General features: G+C 53.4%; 24 protein-coding genes and 1 riboswitch. Of the genes, 8 read left to right on the forward strand and 16 right to left on the reverse strand.

Annotation, left to right across the window (positions count from 1 at the left end; genetic code table 11):
- The first annotated feature begins 174 nt into the window (after window positions 1-174).
- From dctP to ACZ439_RS26780, 3 genes are read left to right on the forward strand one after another with little or no spacing between them, the layout of a single operon-like run.
- Complete coding sequence (dctP, locus tag ACZ439_RS26770; protein WP_127605916.1) at window positions 175-1,200, forward strand: TRAP transporter substrate-binding protein DctP; 1,026 nt, start codon at window positions 175-177, stop codon at window positions 1,198-1,200.
- Between the two features lie 53 nt (window positions 1,201-1,253).
- On the forward strand, window positions 1,254-1,742 hold the full coding sequence (locus ACZ439_RS26775) for a TRAP transporter small permease (protein WP_054795459.1): 489 nt from the start codon (window positions 1,254-1,256) through the stop codon (window positions 1,740-1,742).
- Window positions 1,743-1,744: 2 nt separating this feature from the next.
- Window positions 1,745-3,016: a TRAP transporter large permease gene (locus tag ACZ439_RS26780; protein WP_155614013.1), complete on the forward strand. Its 1,272-nt coding sequence runs from the start codon at window positions 1,745-1,747 to the stop codon at window positions 3,014-3,016.
- 113 nt (window positions 3,017-3,129) lie between these two features.
- Here ACZ439_RS26780 and ACZ439_RS26785 read toward each other — a convergent pair whose 3' ends face one another.
- The 3 genes from ACZ439_RS26785 to infC form a co-directional block, all read right to left on the reverse strand.
- Window positions 3,130-4,038, reverse strand: coding sequence for a DMT family transporter (locus ACZ439_RS26785; RefSeq protein WP_054798946.1), 909 nt, complete (start codon window positions 4,036-4,038; stop codon window positions 3,130-3,132).
- Window positions 4,039-4,188: 150 nt separating this feature from the next.
- Window positions 4,189-4,821, reverse strand: coding sequence for a GntR family transcriptional regulator (locus ACZ439_RS26790; RefSeq protein ID WP_230875960.1), 633 nt, complete (start codon window positions 4,819-4,821; stop codon window positions 4,189-4,191).
- A 184-nt stretch (window positions 4,822-5,005) separates the two neighbouring features.
- Window positions 5,006-5,482 carry a translation initiation factor IF-3 gene (gene infC, locus ACZ439_RS26795; RefSeq protein ID WP_054795453.1) on the reverse strand — a complete coding sequence of 159 codons (477 nt, stop codon included), beginning with the start codon at window positions 5,480-5,482 and terminating at the stop codon, window positions 5,006-5,008.
- Window positions 5,483-5,544: 62 nt separating this feature from the next.
- Here infC and ACZ439_RS26800 point away from each other — a divergent pair, with 62 nt between their 5' ends.
- A complete protein-coding gene (locus ACZ439_RS26800) occupies window positions 5,545-5,853 on the forward strand; it encodes a hypothetical protein (protein WP_054795452.1) in 309 nt (102 codons plus the stop codon).
- A 71-nt stretch (window positions 5,854-5,924) separates the two neighbouring features.
- Here ACZ439_RS26800 and ACZ439_RS26805 read toward each other — a convergent pair whose 3' ends face one another.
- From ACZ439_RS26805 to ACZ439_RS26820, 4 genes are read right to left on the reverse strand one after another with little or no spacing between them, the layout of a single operon-like run.
- The gene (locus ACZ439_RS26805; RefSeq protein WP_201318653.1) at window positions 5,925-6,758 is read right to left on the reverse strand and encodes an energy-coupling factor ABC transporter ATP-binding protein; all 834 of its coding nucleotides are present in this window, start codon (window positions 6,756-6,758) and stop codon (window positions 5,925-5,927) included.
- A gap of 4 nt (window positions 6,759-6,762) precedes the next feature.
- On the reverse strand, window positions 6,763-7,560 hold the full coding sequence (gene cbiQ / locus ACZ439_RS26810; protein WP_054795451.1) for a cobalt ECF transporter T component CbiQ: 798 nt from the start codon (window positions 7,558-7,560) through the stop codon (window positions 6,763-6,765).
- Window positions 7,557-7,841 carry an energy-coupling factor ABC transporter substrate-binding protein gene (locus tag ACZ439_RS26815; RefSeq protein ID WP_054795450.1) on the reverse strand — a complete coding sequence of 95 codons (285 nt, stop codon included), beginning with the start codon at window positions 7,839-7,841 and terminating at the stop codon, window positions 7,557-7,559. The genes cbiQ and ACZ439_RS26815 overlap by 4 nt, the downstream gene beginning before the upstream one ends.
- Window positions 7,838-8,605 carry an energy-coupling factor ABC transporter permease gene (locus ACZ439_RS26820; RefSeq protein WP_054795449.1) on the reverse strand — a complete coding sequence of 256 codons (768 nt, stop codon included), beginning with the start codon at window positions 8,603-8,605 and terminating at the stop codon, window positions 7,838-7,840. The genes ACZ439_RS26815 and ACZ439_RS26820 overlap by 4 nt, the downstream gene beginning before the upstream one ends.
- A 167-nt stretch (window positions 8,606-8,772) precedes the next feature.
- Window positions 8,773-8,969: riboswitch (cobalamin riboswitch) on the reverse strand.
- Window positions 8,970-9,161: 192 nt separating this feature from the next.
- Between ACZ439_RS26820 and xerS the strand changes: the two genes are divergently transcribed.
- Entirely contained in the window at window positions 9,162-10,262 is a 1,101-nt protein-coding gene (gene xerS, locus ACZ439_RS26825) for a tyrosine recombinase XerS (protein ID WP_141334756.1), read from the forward strand.
- Window positions 10,263-10,292: 30 nt separating this feature from the next.
- Here the strand turns inward: xerS and ACZ439_RS26830 are convergent, their stop codons facing one another.
- Together ACZ439_RS26830 and ACZ439_RS26835 are read right to left on the reverse strand one after the other, a co-directional pair.
- Window positions 10,293-11,582: a PASTA domain-containing protein gene (locus tag ACZ439_RS26830; RefSeq protein ID WP_464620444.1), complete on the reverse strand. Its 1,290-nt coding sequence runs from the start codon at window positions 11,580-11,582 to the stop codon at window positions 10,293-10,295.
- Between the two features lie 401 nt (window positions 11,583-11,983).
- Window positions 11,984-12,676, reverse strand: a complete 693-nt coding sequence (locus ACZ439_RS26835) for an SOS response-associated peptidase (RefSeq protein WP_464620445.1) — start codon at window positions 12,674-12,676, stop codon at window positions 11,984-11,986.
- Window positions 12,677-12,853: 177 nt separating this feature from the next.
- Between ACZ439_RS26835 and ACZ439_RS26840 the strand changes: the two genes are divergently transcribed.
- Window positions 12,854-13,726 carry an aldose epimerase family protein gene (locus ACZ439_RS26840; RefSeq protein ID WP_054798940.1) on the forward strand — a complete coding sequence of 291 codons (873 nt, stop codon included), beginning with the start codon at window positions 12,854-12,856 and terminating at the stop codon, window positions 13,724-13,726.
- Window positions 13,727-13,895: 169 nt separating this feature from the next.
- Here the strand turns inward: ACZ439_RS26840 and ACZ439_RS26845 are convergent, their stop codons facing one another.
- On the reverse strand, window positions 13,896-14,534 hold the full coding sequence (locus tag ACZ439_RS26845; RefSeq protein WP_054795444.1) for an NUDIX hydrolase: 639 nt from the start codon (window positions 14,532-14,534) through the stop codon (window positions 13,896-13,898).
- A gap of 193 nt (window positions 14,535-14,727) precedes the next feature.
- On the opposite strand from ACZ439_RS26845, the gene ACZ439_RS26850 reads away from it, so the two are divergent.
- The gene (locus ACZ439_RS26850; RefSeq protein WP_054795524.1) at window positions 14,728-14,985 is read left to right on the forward strand and encodes a YpbS family protein; all 258 of its coding nucleotides are present in this window, start codon (window positions 14,728-14,730) and stop codon (window positions 14,983-14,985) included.
- Between the two features lie 101 nt (window positions 14,986-15,086).
- Here ACZ439_RS26850 and ACZ439_RS26855 read toward each other — a convergent pair whose 3' ends face one another.
- The 3 genes from ACZ439_RS26855 to ACZ439_RS26865 form a co-directional block, all read right to left on the reverse strand.
- The gene (locus ACZ439_RS26855) at window positions 15,087-15,635 is read right to left on the reverse strand and encodes a hypothetical protein (RefSeq protein ID WP_054795443.1); all 549 of its coding nucleotides are present in this window, start codon (window positions 15,633-15,635) and stop codon (window positions 15,087-15,089) included.
- Between the two features lie 18 nt (window positions 15,636-15,653).
- Entirely contained in the window at window positions 15,654-16,418 is a 765-nt protein-coding gene (locus ACZ439_RS26860) for an SDR family NAD(P)-dependent oxidoreductase (RefSeq protein ID WP_464620446.1), read from the reverse strand.
- A gap of 85 nt (window positions 16,419-16,503) precedes the next feature.
- A complete protein-coding gene (locus tag ACZ439_RS26865) occupies window positions 16,504-17,028 on the reverse strand; it encodes an ADP-heptose synthase (RefSeq protein ID WP_127605877.1) in 525 nt (174 codons plus the stop codon).
- Between the two features lie 184 nt (window positions 17,029-17,212).
- Between ACZ439_RS26865 and ACZ439_RS26870 the strand changes: the two genes are divergently transcribed.
- On the forward strand, window positions 17,213-18,154 hold the full coding sequence (locus tag ACZ439_RS26870) for a DMT family transporter (RefSeq protein WP_141334764.1): 942 nt from the start codon (window positions 17,213-17,215) through the stop codon (window positions 18,152-18,154).
- Here the strand turns inward: ACZ439_RS26870 and ACZ439_RS26875 are convergent.
- The 3 genes from ACZ439_RS26875 to ACZ439_RS26885 all read right to left on the reverse strand — a co-directional run bounded on the left by ACZ439_RS26875 (window position 18,151) and on the right by ACZ439_RS26885 (window position 21,220).
- Window positions 18,151-18,978, reverse strand: a complete 828-nt coding sequence (locus ACZ439_RS26875; protein WP_464620447.1) for a DegV family protein — start codon at window positions 18,976-18,978, stop codon at window positions 18,151-18,153. The two genes, ACZ439_RS26870 and ACZ439_RS26875, sit on opposite strands and share 4 nt — an antisense overlap.
- Window positions 18,979-19,166: 188 nt before the next feature.
- Entirely contained in the window at window positions 19,167-20,534 is a 1,368-nt protein-coding gene (locus ACZ439_RS26880) for a sensor histidine kinase (protein ID WP_127605873.1), read from the reverse strand.
- Window positions 20,531-21,220 carry a response regulator transcription factor gene (locus tag ACZ439_RS26885; RefSeq protein ID WP_054795439.1) on the reverse strand — a complete coding sequence of 230 codons (690 nt, stop codon included), beginning with the start codon at window positions 21,218-21,220 and terminating at the stop codon, window positions 20,531-20,533. The genes ACZ439_RS26880 and ACZ439_RS26885 overlap by 4 nt, the downstream gene beginning before the upstream one ends.
- Window positions 21,221-21,270: the final 50 nt, after the last annotated feature.

Consider the following 21,270-nt stretch of genomic DNA (forward strand, 5'->3'; position numbering starts at 1 on the left):
TGTTGTCTTTTTTGAGTGCATGGCATTTATCATAATCACAAATGTAAGCGAATACATTTTGGGGTATAGGTGCTTTGTCCAGTCTCAGATTTTTTAGCCTCTAAGATTCTAGAGTATTACGAAGACGGGCACGGCAGTTCTCAATCCAAAGTCATTTCTAAGGGGGAAGTCCACATGAACATGTGGTTTCGGTCAATGAGCGTTTTGGGCATACTCGGTTTAATCCTCTCCGGCTGCAGCGGCAAAAGTTCCCAAATACCGCAAACCGGCGGGACGAAGCAAGAAGCCAAAGTATTGAACCTTGCAACATCAGTGAATTCACAGCATTCCTTGCATGAAGGCTTGGTCAAGTTCAAGGAAATGGTGGAACAGGAAAGCAATCATAGTATTCAGGTCAAAATTTTTCACAGCGGTCAAATGGGCGGCGACCGTGAGCTCGCTGAAGCGCTTCAGATCGGAACGGTTCAGGCCGCCATCATCTCTCCATCGGCATTAGGCAATTTTGTCCCGGCCTTTACGGCGTACGATTTGCCGTTTTTATTTGCCGACGAACAACAAGTCGACCGCTTTCTCCATGGCCCGGTCGGCATGGAAATTCTGAACAGCGGCGAGGCCAGGGGCTATGCCGGTTTAAGTTATATGGAGCTCGGATTCCGCAATTTGACAAACAACAAGCACGAAATTAAATCGGTTAAAGATTTGCTGGATATTAAGGTCCGGGTAGCGGAGAATCCGTTGACCGTCGACACGTGGAAAGCATTGGGGGCGAAACCGACACCGATGGCCTTCACAGAGCTCTTTACCGCTCTTCAGCAAGGAACGGTCGATGCCCAGGAGAACCCGTATGGACAGATTGCGGCCACCAAATTTTATGAGGTGCAAAAATATTTAACGAAGACCAATCACACCTATAGTCCCGCACCGCTGATGGCCAGCAAGAAGTTTATGGATTCGCTCAGTAAAGCGGACCAACAGATAATCCGTAAAGCGGCCGAGACCGCAGCCGAACAACAGGTCAAGATCAATCGTGAAAGGGAAACCGCTGCCTTGCAGCTGTTGAAGGACAATGGAATGAAGATCACCGAGCTGTCGCCGCAAGAGTTGGATGGGTTCCGTAAAGCGGTCCAGTCCATTAATGAAAAGTATGCAGACAAAATCGGTAAAGATTTGCTGCCGAAAATTATGGATGCAGTGAAATGAAGCTTCGATCCGCCAAGCCATTCAGATAAATCCAAGTTTCGAGGGGTGTCCATATGAAATGGCTAAGTAAGCTTGACCGTTATTTTGAGGAGATTTGGGCCGCCTCCCTCCTATCCGTCATTTCAGTCCTGTTGTTTCTACAAGTCATATTCCGATACTTCCTTAATCTTCCGCTCGATTGGACCGAAGAGCTAGCCAGATATTTGTTCGTCGCGTTAGTCTATCTTTCGGCCAGTTTAGGGGTCAAGTACAACCGGCATTTTCGAGTCGAACTGCTGACGACGCTGCTTCCCCAATCGGCGAATCGTATAGTCGATCTGTTGCGGAATGCGATCTGGCTCCTGTTTGCCATCGTTATGATAAAAATCGGCTGCGAAGTTGCCATAGAGAACATGATTGTCGATCAGCATTCGCCTTCCCTTCAGATCAAGATGGGGTATGTTTATTTCCTCGTGCCATTCGGTTATGCACTCCTATCGCTTCGGATTATGCAAAGGATTTATCGAACGGCTGCCCGTAAAGAACAAACCGGAGGAGAATAGTTATGGAGGCTGTCTGGGTACTGGCAATTTCGCTGTTCATTACATTGCTCCTGGGGATTCCAATTGCCTTCGCCCTGGGGATTTCCGTTCTTCTTTCCTTATGGGCGGGAGGCGTGCCGTTAACCTTTTTGGGACAATTGTCTTTTACGTCTCTGGATTCCTTTCCTATCTTGGCCATTCCCTTGTTTATATTGTCAGGCGCCCTGATGGAAACGGGAGGAATATCGCAAAGGCTCATTGATTTTGTACAAAGCTTTACGGGTCATCTTAGAAGCGGGCTGGGCGTTGCTACCGTGCTGGCGTGCTCCATATTTGCCGCGATCTCCGGATCCAGCCCGGCTACTGTAGCCGCGATCGGAGCGATTATGATACCCGCCATGACTAGCGCCGGATATAAGAAAGAGACAGCCGCCTCCATTTCTGCAACCGGCGGAGGGTTAGGCATCATCATCCCCCCCTCCATTCCGATGATCTTATATGCCATTTCTACAGACACATCCGTTAAGGATATGTTCCTGGCGGGCTTCGGACCTGCCCTCGTCATTATTGTGTTTTTAATCGCGCTTGTCGGCTGGATTTCCAAGAAAGAAGGTGTACGTACCCTTAATCAAGGATTTTCGTTCCGGAACGTGCTCCGTACAGGTTGGTCGGCGAAGTGGAGTTTATTGGGGCCCGTCCTCATATTGGGGGGGATTTACACCGGAATTTTTACCCCGACAGAATCTGCCGCCATCGCAGTGGTATACAGCTTTATCGTGGGCATGTGGATCTACCGGGAACTGACGTGGAAGAAGCTTCCGCAAGTCCTGATCCATAGTTCAATTACGGCGGGTACCGTGTTGATTATTATATGTACGGCCACGGCCTTTGCACAGCTCATCACGCTTTATCAAATTTCGAATGTTTTTGGCGAGTGGATCATTGGCTTATCGAATAACCCCACCGTTTTATTGCTCATCATTGCCCTGTTTTTATTGATCGTCGGCACATTTATGGAAACCGTCACCATCATTATTATTCTCGCTCCTATTTTATTGCCGGTTTTGCAGCCTCTTGGCGTCGATCCTGTTCATTTTGGCATGATCATGGTCATTGGCGCGGAGATCGGCATGCTGACGCCTCCGGTTGGCGTCAACTTATTCGTCGCTTCCAGTATATCCGGCTTGCCGATAGCCAAACTGGATAGAGCCATTATTCCATTCGTTCTATGCATGATCGCCGCTTACCTGGTTATTGTGCTATTGCCGCAAATTTCCTTGCTATTCGTTAAGTAAAACGGCCAATCCCCCTGCTGGCCTTGATAGCTCGTCCGGAATATGAAAATGAACCGTGGAATTAACGCTCCCACGGTTCATTTTTATTCGAGCAGGCTTTCTAACGGACCCTTTTACAGCTCACGCATGTTGCCGCTGATCTCACTGCTCGCAGCGGCTTGACGATTGACTAGATAAATACCCAAACCGATCAAAACGGAACCGATAAATAAAGATAATGTAACCTTTTCATTCAGCAGAATCGTGCCTAGCAAAATGGAAATCAAAGGAACCGCAAAGGTATAGGAGGAAACGCTGCTGGCCTGGCCCTCGTGAATGAGGACAAACCATAACACCCACGCGAACGCAACCCCGATGATGGCGGTAAATAGAAGGCTGAACCAGAAAGGAAGCGTCCACGCGATGGCGAACCAGGACTCCGCCCACAGGCCTACCAACAGCAGAACCAGTCCGCCAACAATAAATTGGCCCGCTACAAGCCAAAGGATGGAAACCTTCTCTTGCACCGATTTGACATAAACCGTGCCCACCGCCCACACGAATGCGGCTGTGATACCGAGAACAATTCCGGTTAGAGAGGAAGCTTCGCTTACTTCTTTAAAGACGCTGATCATGACAACACCTATAAAGCCTAGCAGCAAGCCTGTAATTTTCTTCGGCGACAGCGCTTCGCCCAGCCATATCCTTGCAATAATTCCGACCAGAATAGGCTGCATATAAATAAGCACCGCGGCTAGACCGGAAGGCAGATAGTCGATGGAGAACGTCATTAGGCCTGTAAATAAAACGACATTAAACATAGCCGATATCCCAATAATGTGCCAAGTCCGGGAGAACGAGATGGCTCCGCCCCAGAGGGCCGCAACCACAGCCATCAGGAGACCGCCGAGAAACATGCGCAATCCGGAAAATAAGATGGGCGGGCAATACTCCAACCCGATTTTAATGATGGGAATGCCGGATCCCCAAATGACAATCAACAAAACAAACATGACCATCGTATAGCGGCGGAACATGAGCATTACACGACACTTCTTTCGTTTCGATATCCGGTTCCTTACGATATTTATCATACATCCCCAGCACAAGATTGTCACCTGCTGTAAGAATTGAGAATACTTGTATCCTTCCGGGACAAGGCTGATGCCTCTGCGGGCGGCCTCGCACTTCCTTCATCGGTCATTAAACAATCCGGCAAACTCGATAATATGTTCTTCCATCGCAAATCGCGCTCCCTTCTCGTCTTTGTTTTTGATTTTGGCAATAATGACATCGTGCTCCGAGATACTTTGAGCAAGATGGGTTTTGAATTGGAAGGAATTGACCAAATAAAAATCGTTCAAATCCCACATGCTCTTCGTGAACTGCAGCAGTTCCTCCGAGCGGGCCATTCTCAAAATCGCTTCATGCAATTTCCTATTTTCAGCAAAATAATGTTCATACGAAAACGGCGTTGTCGTTATGATGCTCTTCAATGATTCGTTAATCGCGATCAGCTCTTGAACCTCTGTATCTTCTCTTCTTCGTGCGGCCAGTCCGGCTGCAAGTCCTTCCAGACACATTCCGATTTGAAAATGGTTAACCATCTGCTCTTTGGTACAATTGACGACGCGGCAGCCCGTTTGCGGGATGATTTCTACAAAACGCTCCATCTCCAGTTTCTTCAAGGCATCAATGACCGGTCTTCGTGAAAAATTCATTTCTTTCGAAATATCCATGACCAATAATTCATCGCCAAACAACCACTTCCCCGTTTTCAAGCCGCTCTTCACGTACTCATACGCCTGTATCGTTTTAGGTATCATTTTGTCCAAGACCAGAACCTCCACCAAACACTAAGATCTTATTGCGTGCTTGGTATCATTCTATGTATCCATGATCCTATTCATTTCCGTGTTCCGAACTTAACTTAATGGAAACAAACCGATAACTCGCAAATTAGATTACGTAATATATATTATGTATACTATATTTCAAAAAGAATCGCCCCTACAGTATCGGGTCGATTTGTACCGCAGCTTGCTTGCCGCTCAGCTGAATCCCGGTTTTGGTGCGTCCGTACGGCTTCAATTCCTGCAGCAGCGACTGCAGCAGCTCCTTCGCTTTCGGACCTTCCTTTCCTTGAAGACGAACGACCGCCAGCACGGCATCGCCGGATTTCAGGATGCGTTCCGCCTGCTGCTTCTTCGTGTCGAAGTCATGCTCTTCGATGTGCGCAGTTAGACGGATTTCCTTGAATTTCGGCTCCCGTTCGCGTTTGCGGGCTTGTTGCTCTTCCTGTTTGGCCGCTCCCTTGCCGATTAGCTTGCAGGGCGGCGGGCTGCTCATCAGCGAAGTGCATACTAAATCGACCTTCAGCTTGCGGGCTAAAGCGAGCGCTTCCGAGGTGGGGACGATCCCCAGCTCCTCGCCGTTGATACCGGTCAATTGAACTTCGGACGCTTTTATCTTTTCATTCATGATCATTGTGAACTCACCCGAACTTTCGTTATAATGATCCATATTACCCGCCAGAAGGAGATTTTTCAATGAGCCGCAAAGAATTGGAAGAGCAAATCATCCGCAATTATCAGCGCGACGAACAAATGATGATCCTCGTATTCGCGCAGTGGTGCGTCAATCACAATCTGGACCCTTTCGATATTTACTTGCGCGCGTATCCGCAGCAAGAAGGCAATGAAGCGCTCCGACAAGCGGTCGAATTAACGGTGCCCAAGGAAGAATCGGAGGAGATTGGGGATGAGACGCTGCTCGGCGTACTCTCGTTGTTTGGCAACGACGAGCTCGCTTATATCGTCACGGAAGAAATCGCACAGCGCAAGAAGAGCAAACGTTAATCTCCTCATCTCATAACGACAAAGGGCCGCCGCCCCTAACGGTTCGACGACCCTCTAGCGCAAGACCAGGCTCAGCGCCACGTCTCCTGCATCGCCTTCCATGCGGCGATGTCCCTCGGAGGCTTGGCACCGAGTCTTCTGTCAGCGGGCAGCGCCTTCCACAGCTCAACGAGCGCCGGCAGCTCCAATCCGTAAGCGGCCAGCACGTCGGCTTCCGTGAACACGTGCTCCGGCGTACCTTCCATGACGCACGCTCCTTCGTACATGACGAGGATCCAATCGGCCCACGCATAGGCCATGTTCAAATCATGGGTGGCCATCGCCACGGTGATCCCTTGTCCATGAATCCGGTTTAACTCCTCCACCAGCCGATGCTCCGAACGACGATCCAGATAGGCTGTCGGCTCGTCCAGCAGCAGCAGCTCAGGCTCAAGCACGAGCACGCCGGCTAAGGCGACGCGTTTTTTTAGACCCAGACTCAATTGATGAAGCGGAGTCTCCGCCCATGGCGTAAGCCCCATCACATCCAGCATGCGTTCGGTGCGCCGGCGTATTTCCTGCTCCTCCAGACGGGCGTTGCGCAGCCCGTACGATACGTCCTCGTAAGTCGTATGTAAGATCAACTGCTGCTCCGGGTCTTGAAACACAAGACCGACTTGCCGGCGAAGCCGCTGCAGGTCTTCGTTCTTATAAACGTAAGGCGCATCCTTCCAAAGCATCGTTCCGGACTTCGGCCGGTGAATACCGACGGCATGCAGGAAGAACGTAGATTTGCCCGAGCCGTTAGGTCCGCAAATTGCCGTGCGTTTTCCTTCAGGTATACGTATATTCAGCTGACGCAGAGAGGGCGTTTGAGCGCCCGGGTACGTGAACGTGACATCTGAAGCTTCCAATATCGGCTTCATCCTCTCACACTCCCCCCACTCGAAGCCAAATACTGAGCAGCGCGAGCGTCGCAGCACCGAGAATGCCTTCGGCTCCGTAACGTCCTGGAATCGGCTTAGGTTCGTAAGGCATAAAGTGAAGCTCTCCGGTAAATCCCCGCGACATAAGACCCTGTGACAACCCCCGATAACGTTGCATCGTCTTGGCAAAAAGCTGTACGAGCAAGGCCGCGACGTCCCGCAGCGTGCGCCAGAAGCCTGCGTGTCCGCCCCGTGCCCGCTGCGCGGCGATCATTCCTTGTGCGGCATCCGAAAGGTGGAACAAGAACCGGTAGGTAATCACCATCAGCTCAAGCACGGCTTGAGGCATGCGAAGCCGCTTCATCACCTGCATCAATTCCGGGAACGGAATCGTGAAGACGATGAACAGCAAACACGCTTCACAGGCGGCTATCCGCACGAACACTTCCACCGCCTGAACCAAGGCCGCCGGTGAAATATACAACCACCCGCGAAATACCGGAACAGCCAGCAGCGCATCCGGCCGGACGCTTGCGGCGGACGAAGCCGCCTCGATCACCCACGCCGGCAAGCTGGTCACATAAAAGAAGCACGATGCGCCGAACAACCAGCTGTACGTCTTTAACGGGATACCCGCGTAACCGACCGTCCAGACCAGCATCCAACAGAAGATCGCAGCCTGAACCGCAGGCTGCGCCGCATACGCAAGCGTCAGCAGCACGGCCGCAAATCCGCATTTCCACATCGGGGAAACGTGCCGCAGCTTATTGGTATACGACAAGCTATCGATCGTATGGATCATCGGTCTTTAGATTTCGCGGCTTTTCCTTTATAAAGCCCGACCGTATACCCGATCACGGCAGCGCCGACGGCGGCCTGCAAAGCGAACAGCATGCTCTCGGTTTCCGCAGGCGGCTCCAGCAGCGGAGCAAACCAAGGCTCGTAGGCCGGCGACAGCTGGCGGATCATATCCTCGGCCGCCCCGTCGGCTCCCCCGAATTCTCCGTCGACAAGAAGCAGCGGAAGCGTGCTCAGCAGCACGACGCCGGCGATAAGCAGGCCGTTTTTCATCCTTTTGGTCATGAATGATCGACTCCTTTCGTTGTATGCCGCACAACCGACAAAGCTTCGGCATGGTGCAACCGCAGCCAGTTCCAGACAAGCACAGTCAACAGTCCTTCGCTAATCGCAAGCGGTACTTGCGTGATGGCGAAAATACCCGAAAATTTCATGAACGAGGCGGCAACGCCCCCTTCTGCAGCAGGGAACGCCAGAGCCAGCTGCACGGAAGTTACCAAATACGTCGACAAATCGGCTAGAGCGGCTGCCGTGAAGACGGCCCACACTTCTTTACCCGTCGTCTTCACCATGAATTTGTAGGCGAAGAACCCGACGATCGGGCCGGCAACCGCCATCGCAAACGCATTGGCTCCCAGCGTCGTCAATCCCCCGTGTGCGAGCAGCAAAGCCTGGAACAGCAGAACGATCGAACCGAGCACGCTCATCGGCAGCGGCCCGAACATCACGGTGCCGAGACCGGTTCCGGTCGGATGAGAGCTGCTGCCTGTAACCGAAGGAAGCTTCAAGGCGGACAGTACGAACGTGAACGCAGCCGCCAGACCGAGCAGCAGCTTCAATTCCGGCGACGTCTTCGTGATCCGGGCAATGGCGCGGACGCCGAGCACGAAGAACGGGATAAACACCGCCCACCAGAAGATCGCCCATCCCGGCGGCAAGAATCCCTCCATGATGTGCATCGCATTAGCAGATTGCGGCTCGTTCACGACAAAATAAACGATAAATCCGATGATAACCGCGATCATTGACAAGACTTTGGACGATTTCATTTAATCTCCTCCCATGAATTTGTGCAACAAAAAAAGCATTCCCAACCGTAGACGGTTAGAAATGCTTCTTATCCTGATAAACTTTCGGAACGAAAGGGGCCATTCACCCTCCGTACGAAAACCGATCGCAGCAGCTTCCTAACACCTCCCTATCTTCCGTAGGTATATCAGTGTCGTCAGAACAGGCAGGTCTCCTGGCTACCAGCATCGACGCCCGCAAGCCGCCTTCCCGATCCGGTTGCGAATCAGTGGCTTCGTGGCTGCGAACTACGCTGTTACAGTGGCGGGACCGCATCGGATTTGCACCGAACTTCCCTATTAAGCTTCAACCTGAAGTTGAAGCACCTGTTCCCACAATATGCACTTGTGTAAGACTAGCCTTAATGTACACGAACCTGCCTGTGAATTCAACCCCCATATCTAACCGATTTCCTGCAATTGTGATAAAATAACGGGTACAGCGATCGGTTCAAGTAGCTGTCAACCAACAAAACAATACATAATTATAATTATGTTAACTAATTGCTGAATACAGGCAGTTAAGGAGCGTGGCCCGATGAACGTAATCAAAGTCAAAGACCGTTTGGAGCTGGAGAAAAAAATCCCGCTGATGCCCTGGTACGTGGAGAAATTCATTAATTATAAACTGCCCGACTTGTCTCCCTCTTCCCTGCTCGAATATGTGAGGGATTACGAGACATTCTTCGGCTGGCTGCTCGCCGAAGGGTTGAGTACGGCCGGACAAATGAAAGATGTGCCGCTCCTCGATCTCGAGCGGCTGCATATGGAGAGCATCGATCATTACAAGATGTTCCTCGCCATGCGCAAAACGAACGCCAATTCGAAAACGACCATTTCCCGCAAGCTGTCCTCGCTGCGCTCGTTGTTTCATTATTTGAGTCAAATCGCCGAGGACGAGAATTTCTACCCGCTGCTCAAGCGCAATGTCATGGCGAAGGTGGAAATTAAACGGACGCATAAACCGAAAGACTCGGCGGCCAAGCTCGAAGGCAAGCTGCTGCAGGAGGCGGAGATCGCCGAGTTTATCGACTATGTGAAGACGGGCTACGGCCAAGACGTGGCATCGAACAAGCAGGCGACCTATGCTTACGAGATCAATAAAACACGCGATGCCTGTCTCGTGAGCCTCATCCTCAACTCCGGACTGCGCGTGTCGGAGGTCGTTAACCTGAACGTCGAGGACGTCGATTTGAAGAAGAAGCTTATTTATGCGTTCCGCAAAGGCAAGAACGACGAGACGTTCAAAACGCCCGTCTATTTCCGGCAGGACGCGGTAGATGATCTGGCCTGTTATTTGGAGCTTCGCAGCTCGGTCTACAAAGCGCCGAAACGCGAGAAGGCGCTCTTCCTTGCTTTGGCTAACGGCAAACAGGAAGGCGAGCGTATGACCAAACGGGCGATTCAGGAAATGGTGATCAAATATGCCAAAAGATTCGGCAAACCTTACTTATCGGTTCATAAACTGCGCCATTCGTTCGCGACGGACTATTACTTGCGCAACGATCTGTACAAAACGCAGGAGCAGCTCGGTCACGCCTCGCCCGAAACGACACAAATTTACGCCCATCTAACCGATAAAACAATGTCTGAAGCGATCGACAAAGAGAAGAAGGACGGGATATCCGGTGCGTCTTGACGCCCGGAATTCCCGTCCTTCTTCGTCTGCTTAAGGCCCTTTGCTTACCCAGAACGATACATTGTCGCCTTTCTGGAGCGGAGTGCCCGGCGCAGGACTTTGACGAAACACCGTATTTGCCGAATGCGGGTTTTTCTCCAAATAAAACTGGTACCGAAGACCGGCGGCCAGCGCCTGTTTCTCCGCTTCTTCTTTGCTTAGACCGACCAGCTGCGGCGCTGTGACGGCTTGACCTTCTCCGGGTTGCGCCTCCGACGATGACTGAGGCTCAGCCGGTGTCGCGGGTACCGGGTTCGCTGCGGACGGCGTCTCCGGCAAAGCGGAGCTCTGGCCCGATTTCGCGGCGGTTTGCTGCGAGTCCGGAGACTTCCGGCCGATCCCGAGCTCCATAAACAATAGAAACACGCCGACCGCGGTCACGGCCGCCACCGTAAACAAGGCCATGCCGATCAGCGATTTTTTCCAAAAACCGCCGCTCTTAGCTTCTTCCACTTCTTCCTCTTCTTCGACGATCTCATCCTTTACGGTTGAACGAACGAGCTCATCCTTGGCCGGTACCGCTGCATGCTCCCGTTTGATCGCGAAGCGCACCTCTTCTTCCTTGTCCGGCATCCCGGCTGCCCCATCCGGCGCCGCCTGTCCGGACAGCTGGCCTAACTGCATGATGAACGACGATAAGGTATGCTGGCCCCTCCATGCACGTCCGAGAAGAACGAGCAATGCGTCCTTACGCTCATCCGTCGTGGCAACGAGAGCCGTACGCAAACGCTGCTCCCTCTGTTCCAGCGACGAAGGAATAGATTCCGTCCCCATAAACAGCTGATAGATCAAGCTGGCAAGTCCTCGAGCGCCCTGCTCGTCGCTCTTCACTTTTTCCCAGCAGTTAATAATTTTAAGGTGACCGTCGTTTCCGATCCAGACGTTGTCCGCCATGACGGAGAAGCCGGCGATGCCTTTTTCCAAGGCGTCTAGCATGCCTTTACTCAGCTCGAACGACATGGCAACGACGTCGGCCAAGGTGAATGCTCGGCGTTGTAGCCTGGCCAACAGCGGTTCCCCGTCGAACGATTTCAGAACGGCGTAAATCGATAAATCTTCGAAGCCGACGTCGAGCACATGCAAGAAGCGGGTATCATTTAAATGAGCTACCTCTTGAATCAAACGCATGTACGCTTGTTGTTCGTCGCGGTTCGGCTGCTCGGATACGAAAATAACGATATCCCGCCGCAGCGACAAATCCGTCCCCTCGAATAAAATACCGTTTTTGGCTGGAATAACCGGTTTTTTGAGTACATAACGGGCACGGAGCGTTTTCTCCATCGTGACCCCCTCCAAGCATTTACTTCTAAGCGATACTCGTTACTAACAGCATTAACCCGATTCGCAGGTTTTTAAACAGAACGGAAGACGGGCGCAAGACGGTTCTTATACGATTCGTACATCATCGTAAATTTGGAGGCGTAATCTGGAAAATCGTTTGCGGGATGCGGATGGGACACCGTTCGATAATTATTAATATCATTAATTATTAGTAATATTAAATATAAGATGGCCTTCACATCTGCTTTAAGGTGTATTCGTGGGAAACCGCTTCTATACCTGACAAATTCCATTCCCGTCTCATGGCCGCTTCATGCCCGGATGATCTGTCCTGCACGGGAAAACGGCCGAAAAGGACGTTCCCAAGCGACCGTCCTTTTCGCCGCGGCACATGAACAAGCCTACCGTTTAAGCGATGCCTGAAGCAGCGCTTTTACCTTCATCGGCATCTCCCCCTCGCTGTCTTCGTCAGGGCTTGAGCCGGACCATTCGTCCGCACCTACCGGCTCCACGCGCATGCGCTCCGGCGGAAACGGCGATAACAGGCTTTGCAAAAAATCAGGCTCGCCGTTGCGCTTCGAGTCGAGCCACTCCTTCAGATCTCGTTCCTGTAAAATCGCCGGCATCCGCTCCGTATAATCGTAGAGCAGCCGGTTGGCGGCAGTCGTCATCATGGTGCAAGTCCGAAACTCGCCGTTCTGCTTGTCTTTCCAAATTTCATAAAATCCCGCAACCCCGAAAGTCTTCCGGTCCGTCAACGAAACACGGACATAACGGCGGCGCTTGCCTTCCGCCGCAGATACATAAAACCCGTCGCAAGGAAACACACAGCGGTGTTTGGCAAACAGCTTGCGATACTCGCGTTTTTCCTGAATATCTGCGCCGCTGGTTAATACGGCGTCCTTCGCCCAAAAGGGGATCAGCCCCCAGCGGTACCCTTCCAGCTTGCGCTGTCCCTGCTCGTTCACGATAACCGGCACCGTACGGGTCGGAGCATAGTCCGAACGCGGACGGAGCGACATGCGGATGTCGTTCAACTCGAACCGATCGAATAACTCCGTAACCCCGCTCATGAGCGAGAACCGTTCGCACATGTCCATCCCCCCATCTTTATTCATCGATACATTACCAGTATCTTCTTGGGGTAAAATATTATGCACGCCGTCATCGTGAAGCCTTCTTGAAGCGGCGGCGATGAGCAGGGAATGAATGGCACAGTTTGTCCGGTTTATGATACCATAACGAAGTGTAATGAACGAGGAGGCGAACAAATGAGCGGTTATTCAATTCGAACCTACGAAGATACGTATACAGTTTATGAGTTAAAGGAAGCGGATGGCGACGCCTGGTTTCGCATCGTCCCGGAACGGGGAGGCATCGTGACGAGCTACGGAACGGCCGGAGTCGAGCGGCTTTACCTGGATCGGGCTACGCTGCTTGATCCATCCGCCAACATTCGAGGCGGCATTCCGGTACTGTTCCCGGTTAGCGGCTACATAACCGATAACCGTTACGAATGGAAGGGAACTCCATATTCGATGAAAAATCACGGCGTCGCACGGAACCACCCTTGGCGCGTCGAGAAGACCGGCGACGACAACGGCGTCTATATTACGCTGTCGCTCCGGGCTAACGAAGACACGCTGGCGTCGTTTCCATTCGATTTCGAGCTGAGCTTCACCTACCGTCTGCTGAACGGGACCTTAACGATCGAGCAGCAGTACAGCAATCATTCCGCAGAACCGATGCCGATGTACCCCGGCTTTCACCCGTATTTCCTGGCGGATCGCAAGGCCGTCCGCTATGACATCGATGCGGATCGCTACTATGATTTCAACGATCATCGGGAGAAGCCGTACGAAGGTGAGGTCGATTTGGATCAGCTGCCTGAATCGGTCGTGTTCCTGGATGCGAAGGAACCGCGGATCGGTTTCACGTTCGAAGGCCGGCAAGTTGTCGAAATGACCTACAGCGAGGCGTTCCGATACGTCGTATTATGGTCGATTCAAGACAAGCCTTTCATCTGCGTCGAGCCTTGGATGGCGATGCCCGATGAGCTGAACCGCAAGCAAGAGCTTACGTATGTGCCGGTCGGCGGTGTCGTGCAGGCCGTTCTTGCCATAACGAGCAAATCCGGCGAATAGCAAACACGTGTTCGAAGACGGGCAAGCCGGACGGGCGCCTTCATGAAACCCTGATGAAAGCCTGCGACATTGCCCGTTTCTCGAATTTCATGAACAGAAGGTAATTTGTCGAAAATGTCTGAAAAATCGAAAAACAAATCATTTCTTGCGCTTACCCGGGAAATGATGATCATTTCTCATCGTTTATTACCCGAACGGCATCGAGCACCATCCGGTAATACGCTTCCGGACGCGGTACGAAATCCGCCGTGGATACGACTCGGTGCGCGGCCGTCAGCTCCCCTGCATCATCCGGCCGGACACCGTGGATCCGCAAGTGATTCAGCTTGCCTGCCGCTAGAGCCTGGACATCCGCGAAGCGAACGGCGTACAAGCCGGTCACTTCGTCCGGTTGAAGCTTATAGGCCGTAAGCGGACGGCCGCTCTTCAACACAAATACGTGGCAAAACTCGCGGTCGATGCAGTCCGGCGCAAGGAGGGCTTCATCGGTATACATACCGCACTTATGCAGCTGCTCGAACGATGCTTCGACGCCCAGTTCTTCTTCCAGCTCCCGCAGGCCGTCCTCTACGCGTTCCCCCGCCAGCAAATGACCGGCGCACGATATATCGAGCAGTCCGGGATACGTATCTTTACCGGGATGCCGCTCTTGAAAGAGCAGCCACCCCTCCCCTTCCGTCTCGTACCACAGCCAGCATTGAAACGTCTGATGCCAGAAGCCTTGCGCATGCACTTCGCCCCTGGATGCCGTTCCAACCAGGTTCATCCGTTCGTCGAATATGTCGAATCGCTCTTCTGATTTACTCATCTTTACAGGCCTCTCTCCGTGTATCGTTTCACTCTATCCGCGATCCGGAGCGGCCCTGCTCCTGCTCCGTTCGCGCGGGCAATGTCCGTTGATACTCATAAGGTTTCGCTTTTCCGCCTGTTGTCATCGTCATAAGGGATAGTGTATCATGGATTTTATTGAAATGCATGATAACGAAGGAGTTGCAGTCTTCATGAGCGTACATGAAGCCATTACGGCCCATACGTCTAAGCAGCACGCCCATCTGGAGCGATTTCTACAGCTGGAAGAAGCACGCGAGCGGGCCATCGATCAAGCGGCAGCCGACTGTGCGGCCGGGAAACCGTTCAGCGTCGAGGCGATCAATGCGATTACCGCACGCATCAACAGCCACGCGCAGCAGGGGATATCCCCCACCCGCGTTTATGTGACGGAAGCGATGATTCGCGAATTCGTCACGCGTAACAAGTAAATGCGCAGACGCGTCCGGCGTCGCGATCCGTTTGGCGGATTCGCGGCGTCGGACGCGTCTTTTTGTCAACCGATAGCAGGCAGTGCCCAAGACGATCCGCCCTAACCCTGCACGAAATTTCTGCCCTCATCCGCGTACACAAGGGACATGACCGCGATATCGAGCCATTGCTCCAGCTCTTCGATGTGGCTTTCGTCGATGCGCTGACGGAATTTCAATTGAATCCGATACGTTTCCGGCGCTTCCGAAGGGCCTTCGTTCGCCTCCGGCTGCAGCAGCACGGTTAATTCGTGGCGAATGTCCGCTTCCTCGCCCCACAGCCGGGTTAAATAATCGTGCAGCTCCGCACAGTGCGCCCGGCGTTCCCGGGGCAGATCGAGCGTCAGCAGCAGGTCCGCTCCCGGCCGCCTGTCGGCAAGCCGGGCAATGCGCCGTTCCGCCGCGAAGTCGGTCAGGCCGCTCGCCAGCGTCACCGCAGCCTGACACGTGCCGCCGTTACGTGCAAAGCGCATACAGAATTTGCGCGACATGGCGGCGAGATCGACGATATCCTCGCGTCCGCTGATGCGGATACGGTTTTCCGCATCCACATCGTACAGGCGCCCTTCCAACACTACTTTCAAATTATCGAAAATCGTAGGATCGAACATCCGTTCCGTTCTCCTTCACTAAAGGTCTCTCAAATCCAAAATATCGCCTTGCTTCCAACCACCGTTGCGGACAACGCGAATCAGCTTATCCGCCGCCTCTTGCGGGGAGAACAGCTTGCCGGTACGCTTCAGCTCGACAAAGCGCGGCTTCGACGGGAATCGGGCTTCATCCGTTCCGCGAATTTGCTCTTGCATCGCCGTATCGACGACCCCGGGTGCAATCGATACGATTCGGGCCGCATGGGCTCCCTCCCCTTGCTCCGCCGCAACGCATCGGGTCAGCATGTCAATGCCGGCTTTAGCCGCGCAATAGGCGCTCCAACCGATATACGGCTTTTTGGCTGCGCCTGACGAGATGTTCACGATCGTTCTTACCGTTCGCTCCCGCAGCTCCTCCGTCAACCGCAGGAAAGCCGAAGTCATCAGCAGCGGCGCCGTTAAATTGACCTGCACATTGCGGGCCAGTTCGGCTTCGTCTGCAAGGCTAAGCTGCGCGATCGGTCCTAGCACGCCGGCATTGTGGATCAGCGTTAATCGGCCTCCGGCGTTCGTTTCCATCCGGACCGAATCGATAATACCCTCCATGCACTCGTAATGGCCATCCGCTCGTCCGAGGTCGAACGGCACGAAATCGAAACGCCCCGGAACCGAACCGGCGAGCTCGGCCAGGCGTTCATTGCTCGTCCGGGATACCCCGACGACGCGGTTATTTTCAAGCAGCAGCCGCTCGGCAAGCGCTTCGCCGAGGCCGCGTGACGAACCGGTAATGATATAGACGTCCAATTACCGTGTACCTCCTTCAAAAAAATATCCCCGAGACCGGGGATTCATCCGTTGTTGCCTTATTCGGTTCAGTTACGGTCCCAGCCTAGGGCTGCATCCAATCATCAGCGGTAATCCCCTGCTCAACGGCGAAATCAAAATCGTAAACATCGTATACTTGAACCGGAATTTCCGCTTGTATGATTTTATCCATGAGTTCAACCTGATCGGTCACGATGGGCGCTTGCTCACGCAGCGAAGTCAGAATAATTTCGGTTTCAATCGGATCGACGGCTTCGCCGTATTGGGCGTTCTCCATGGCATTGACGACGGTAAACGTCACATTGTCATTGATCGGCAGCGGCGGGCTTAAACGCCAAGGCGCCAGCAGCGCACGCTCCAGCTTCTTCTTATTGAACGAATCGTCAAAAAAGGCGATCAATTCACCGATTTTCTGCTTCACGTGAGCGTCGTCGTCGGCTTCCGGCATGACCGGCTCGGGGCTGTCTTTCATCTCGTAGAGCTCCATGATCGTGTTGTACGGGATCAAATACTCGACGGGCTGACTCGGTGCCAGCAATTCTCCATAAATCGCGACCAACACCGCTTCGATTACAAATCGCCGGGACATGCTCGATTCCTCCTTCAAATGATGCGTCCGTCCTTCTTGTCCGGCCTTAACTCTTTCTTAACATAAATGAACGGAAAAGTCCATCCGCAGCCGCACAAAGGGGCGTGATCTTTGACAAATATAGTGATATAATGGACTCTTGCTCACTATCCAACAACAAGATGCATACGAGGAGCGAATGCATATGAAGCCGTCCAAATCTTTTCCATTTCCGATCTCGCTGCTGCTTATCATCGGCATTGTGGCGATTTCATTCTCGTCTATATTTATCCGTTGGTCAAATTCACCTGTCTCGGTCTCGGCGATGTACCGGTTAACGATAACGGCGCTCCTGATGCTCCCGCTGCTGTTCCCATACCGGGCGTCCGTGCGTCGGATGCGCCTGCGCGAATGGTTGGAGCTGTTTGCTTCAGGACTTGCGCTGGGCCTTCATTTCCTGCTGTGGATGGGCTCGCTCCGGCTGACGTCGGTGGCCAGCTCCACCGCTATCACCTCGCTGGAGCCGGTGTTCGTGCTGCTTGGCGCCTGGTTGTTATATCGCCAAAAGACGAGCTGGCCCGCTATCCTGAGCATGGGCCTTGCCATGCTCGGCGCCTTGATGATCGGCTGGGGCGATTGGGGGCTTACAGGCTCGGCGCTGCTTGGCGATGCGTTATCACTGCTCGGAACCGCCGCGGTGGCGGCTCACATGCTGCTCGGCAAGCGGCTCCTTGCCCACATGCCGCCTTTCGTATACAGCTTCTTCGTCTTCGTGTTTGCCGCCGTTTGTATAGCCGGTTACAACCTCGCGCTTGGCATTCCCTTAACCGGTTATCCGGCGCGGGAATGGGGGCTGTTCCTGCTGCTCGCGCTCGTACCGACGGTATTCGGCCATTATGTGTTCAATTGGCTGTTAACGTACATGCGGCCGGAGACGGTATCCTTGAGCGTGCTGGGAGAACCGGTCGGCGCTACGCTGCTGGCATATTTCCTGCTCGGCGAAGCGATCGGCCCGCGTCAGGCGGCGGCGGGACTGCTGCTGCTGCTCGGCGTATGGTTGTTCATCCGTACCCATGAAAAAGAGCAGCCGTCCATCCAGCCGCCCCTTTCCGTATCAAACGCGAACACGGATCGATCCATGAATTAATGATAGCAAACGAGCAGTCCGCCTTCGCCGGCATACGTGCCGATCACCGGGCCCATCTCCGTCACATACGCTTGCCGGAACGGATACCGCTTGAGAATCCGGTCCTTCAGTGCGATCGCTTCCTCCAGACAGTTGCTGTGTGCGATTCCGAGAACGCGCTCCTCCAGACCGTGACCGATATCTTCGAACTTTTCAATAAGACGGTTGAGCGCGTTTTTGCGCCCGCGCACTTTATCGGTCACCTCGATGGTGCCTTCCGGACTGGCATGCATCACGAGCTTGATGTTGAGGACGGAAGCGATGGCCCCTTTAGCCCGGTCCAGCCTCCCTCCCTTGATGACGTTCTCCAGCGTGTCGAGATAAAAGAACGTTTTCGTTTCCGGCACACGCTGCTGCGCTCTATCTACGATCTCATTGAAGGTACGGCCTGCCTGTACGTCAAGAATAAGCCGGTATAACATCAAGCCTGTGCCCATGGAAGCCGTCTTGGAATCAAGTACGGCGATTTTCCGCTTGGCGGCTCCGCCGCCGGATTCTTCCAGGATCGATTTCGCCAAAGAAGCATGCTGATACGTGCTGCTGATATTGGATGATATGGTAATGAGGATGATATCGTCATCCGGATATTGTTCGAAAGCGCGTATAAAATCCTGCGGCGATGGACTAGCGGTTTTGGGTAAATTTGTATTCATTTTAATTTCCTGGTAAAACACGTTTAAACCCAAGGAGTGATCGAACTCTTTACCGTCGAACGTCACATAAAGAGGAACGGTGCGAATCGGGTCGGTTCCCCCCCCACTCCGCGGGAAAATCGACGCCGCCATCGGTTAATAATCGAATTGCCATGCGCTTCACTTCACTCTCTTCTTGGATGCTTTATTTCCTACAGTACGAGGAAAGTAAGATGCAGGTTTCATTATGACACACCCGGGAGGAAGCGACAATAAAAAAATAGGAGCCGTACCCGGATCGATACCGGATACGGCTATGCTTGCTGCAAGATCTTCCAGCGTCATGACGATTCTTCCGCGAGCGGCAGCCTGATTTCGACTTCCGTCCCTCGCGTTTCCCTGCTTCGGATGCGAATGCTGCCGTTATGCCGCTCGACAATTTGCTTCGCGATCGAAAGTCCCAGTCCCGTCCCTCCGCTGGAGCGGTGACGCATTTTGTCCACCCGGTAAAACCGCTCGAACAAATGCGGAATGTCGGCTTCGGGTATGCCGATCCCCTCGTCCTTCACGACAATGACAGCCTCGCTGCGCTCCCGGCTCAACCTGATTCGTACCGGGCGCCGGCTGTACTTGACTGCATTGTCGAGTACGATGACGAACAGCTGCTTCAGCGGTTCCGGTTCTCCCCAGCAAACAATCCGCTCATCCGCCGCATCCACGACCAAATCCCGTTCGAAAGCCACGCTCAACCTTCCGGCGGTCTCACGCATTAAGGCAACCGCCTCGACCGGCTGGAAAGAGATTTCTGCTTCCATACGCTCCAGCTCGGCCAGCCGCAGCAAAGCCTGAATGAGCCCTTTCAGACGGGAGGTCTCGGCTTGTATCGCCTGCAGCGCTTCTTCGCGAAGAGCCGGATCATTCGCTCCCCAGCGGCGCAGCAGCGAGGTATAGCTCTCAATGACGGTTAGCGGCGTACGCAGCTCGTGGGAAGCGTCGGCGACGAATTGCTTCTGCTTCTCGTCGTGCTCGCGAAGCGCTTCAATCATTTCGTTGAAGGTTTGACCGAGCTTGCCGAGCTCGTCCTTCTGCGAGGTGATCTTGGGGCTGAGCGTCACGAAGGTGCGGTTGCGCCGAACCGCCTTCATCGATTCGAGCAATTCCCGGATCGGACGGATAATAATTTGGGTGTAGACGAGCCCGCTGATCAGCGCAAAGGCGAGCACGCCGCCGGTCGCGATTACTAACCCGGTTCCGAGCTGCTTCATCCATTCGCTGACGACGTTCAGCGCCTTGCCCAGCTCCAACTGGCCGATTTGACGGTCATCGTCATAAATCGGCACCTGCAGGAACAGCATCCGAAATCCGAAATCGTTGACCATGTCGGTATAATAATTCGAACGAAACACGACCGGATACCCGGACAACTGCACATGGGTCGATATGCCGGCCACGACATCCCGGTTGGGCGCAATGATTCGAACCATCATATCGGGTTCTTTGAAATCTTCGAGCAGCTCCGGCTTCGTCCAATTGGAGCTATCGTGGATTTCCGGATTGCGCAGGATGATCTGCGCTTTCTTCCAGAGCAGCTTCGTTTCGTTAAGCGTCGTTGAAGCCGAGATATAAAAATATAACGATACGTTAAACACGACGACGATCAGTAAAATCCAGAGCGACGACAGCAGGATGAGCCTGGTGCGCAAGCTCATACGTCGGGAACCGATAACGCGTAACCGATGCCCCGCGCCGTCCGGATCAGTTTCGGGCGGTGCCCTTTATCGATTTTCAGCCGCAGATACCGCACGTACACATCTACGATATTCGTATCTCCCGTATGCTCATACCCCCACACATCGGTTATGATTTGCTCGCGGCTCAATACTTGCCCGGCGTGCTTCATCATATAGTGCAGCAGCTCGAATTCGGTGGGGGTCAGTTCAATCGGCCGGCCCCCGCGCATGACCTTCCGGGAGGCCGGCTCCAATACTAAATCGCCGACCGTCAGCGTCTGCTGGTCATCTGTTGCCGGCTCCGTCATTCGGATCAGATTGCGAATCCGTGCCAGCAACTCCTCGATGACGAACGGCTTGGTCACATAATCGTTAGCTCCCTGCTCAAAGCCGCCTACGATGTCAGGCGTCGAATCGCGCGCCGTCAGCAGGATGACGGGTACAAGCCGTCCATCCTGACGCAGGCGGCGCAGCACTTCGAGTCCGCTGCTGCCGGGAAGCATCACGTCCAGCACAATCAAGCTCCACGTCTGGCCCAGCGCCAGCTCCAAACCGGATAAGCCGTCACCGGCCACCTTCACCTCGTAGCCTTCGTGCCGCAGTTCCAGCTCAAGCACGCGGGCAATTTGTTGTTCGTCTTCGATCACAAGAATGGAACGCTTCATCCGGGTACATTTCTCCGCTCGTATGCGTTTTCACCTAGGTTCCCCTTGAT

The organism is Paenibacillus sp. JCM 9796 (assembly GCF_055379675.1).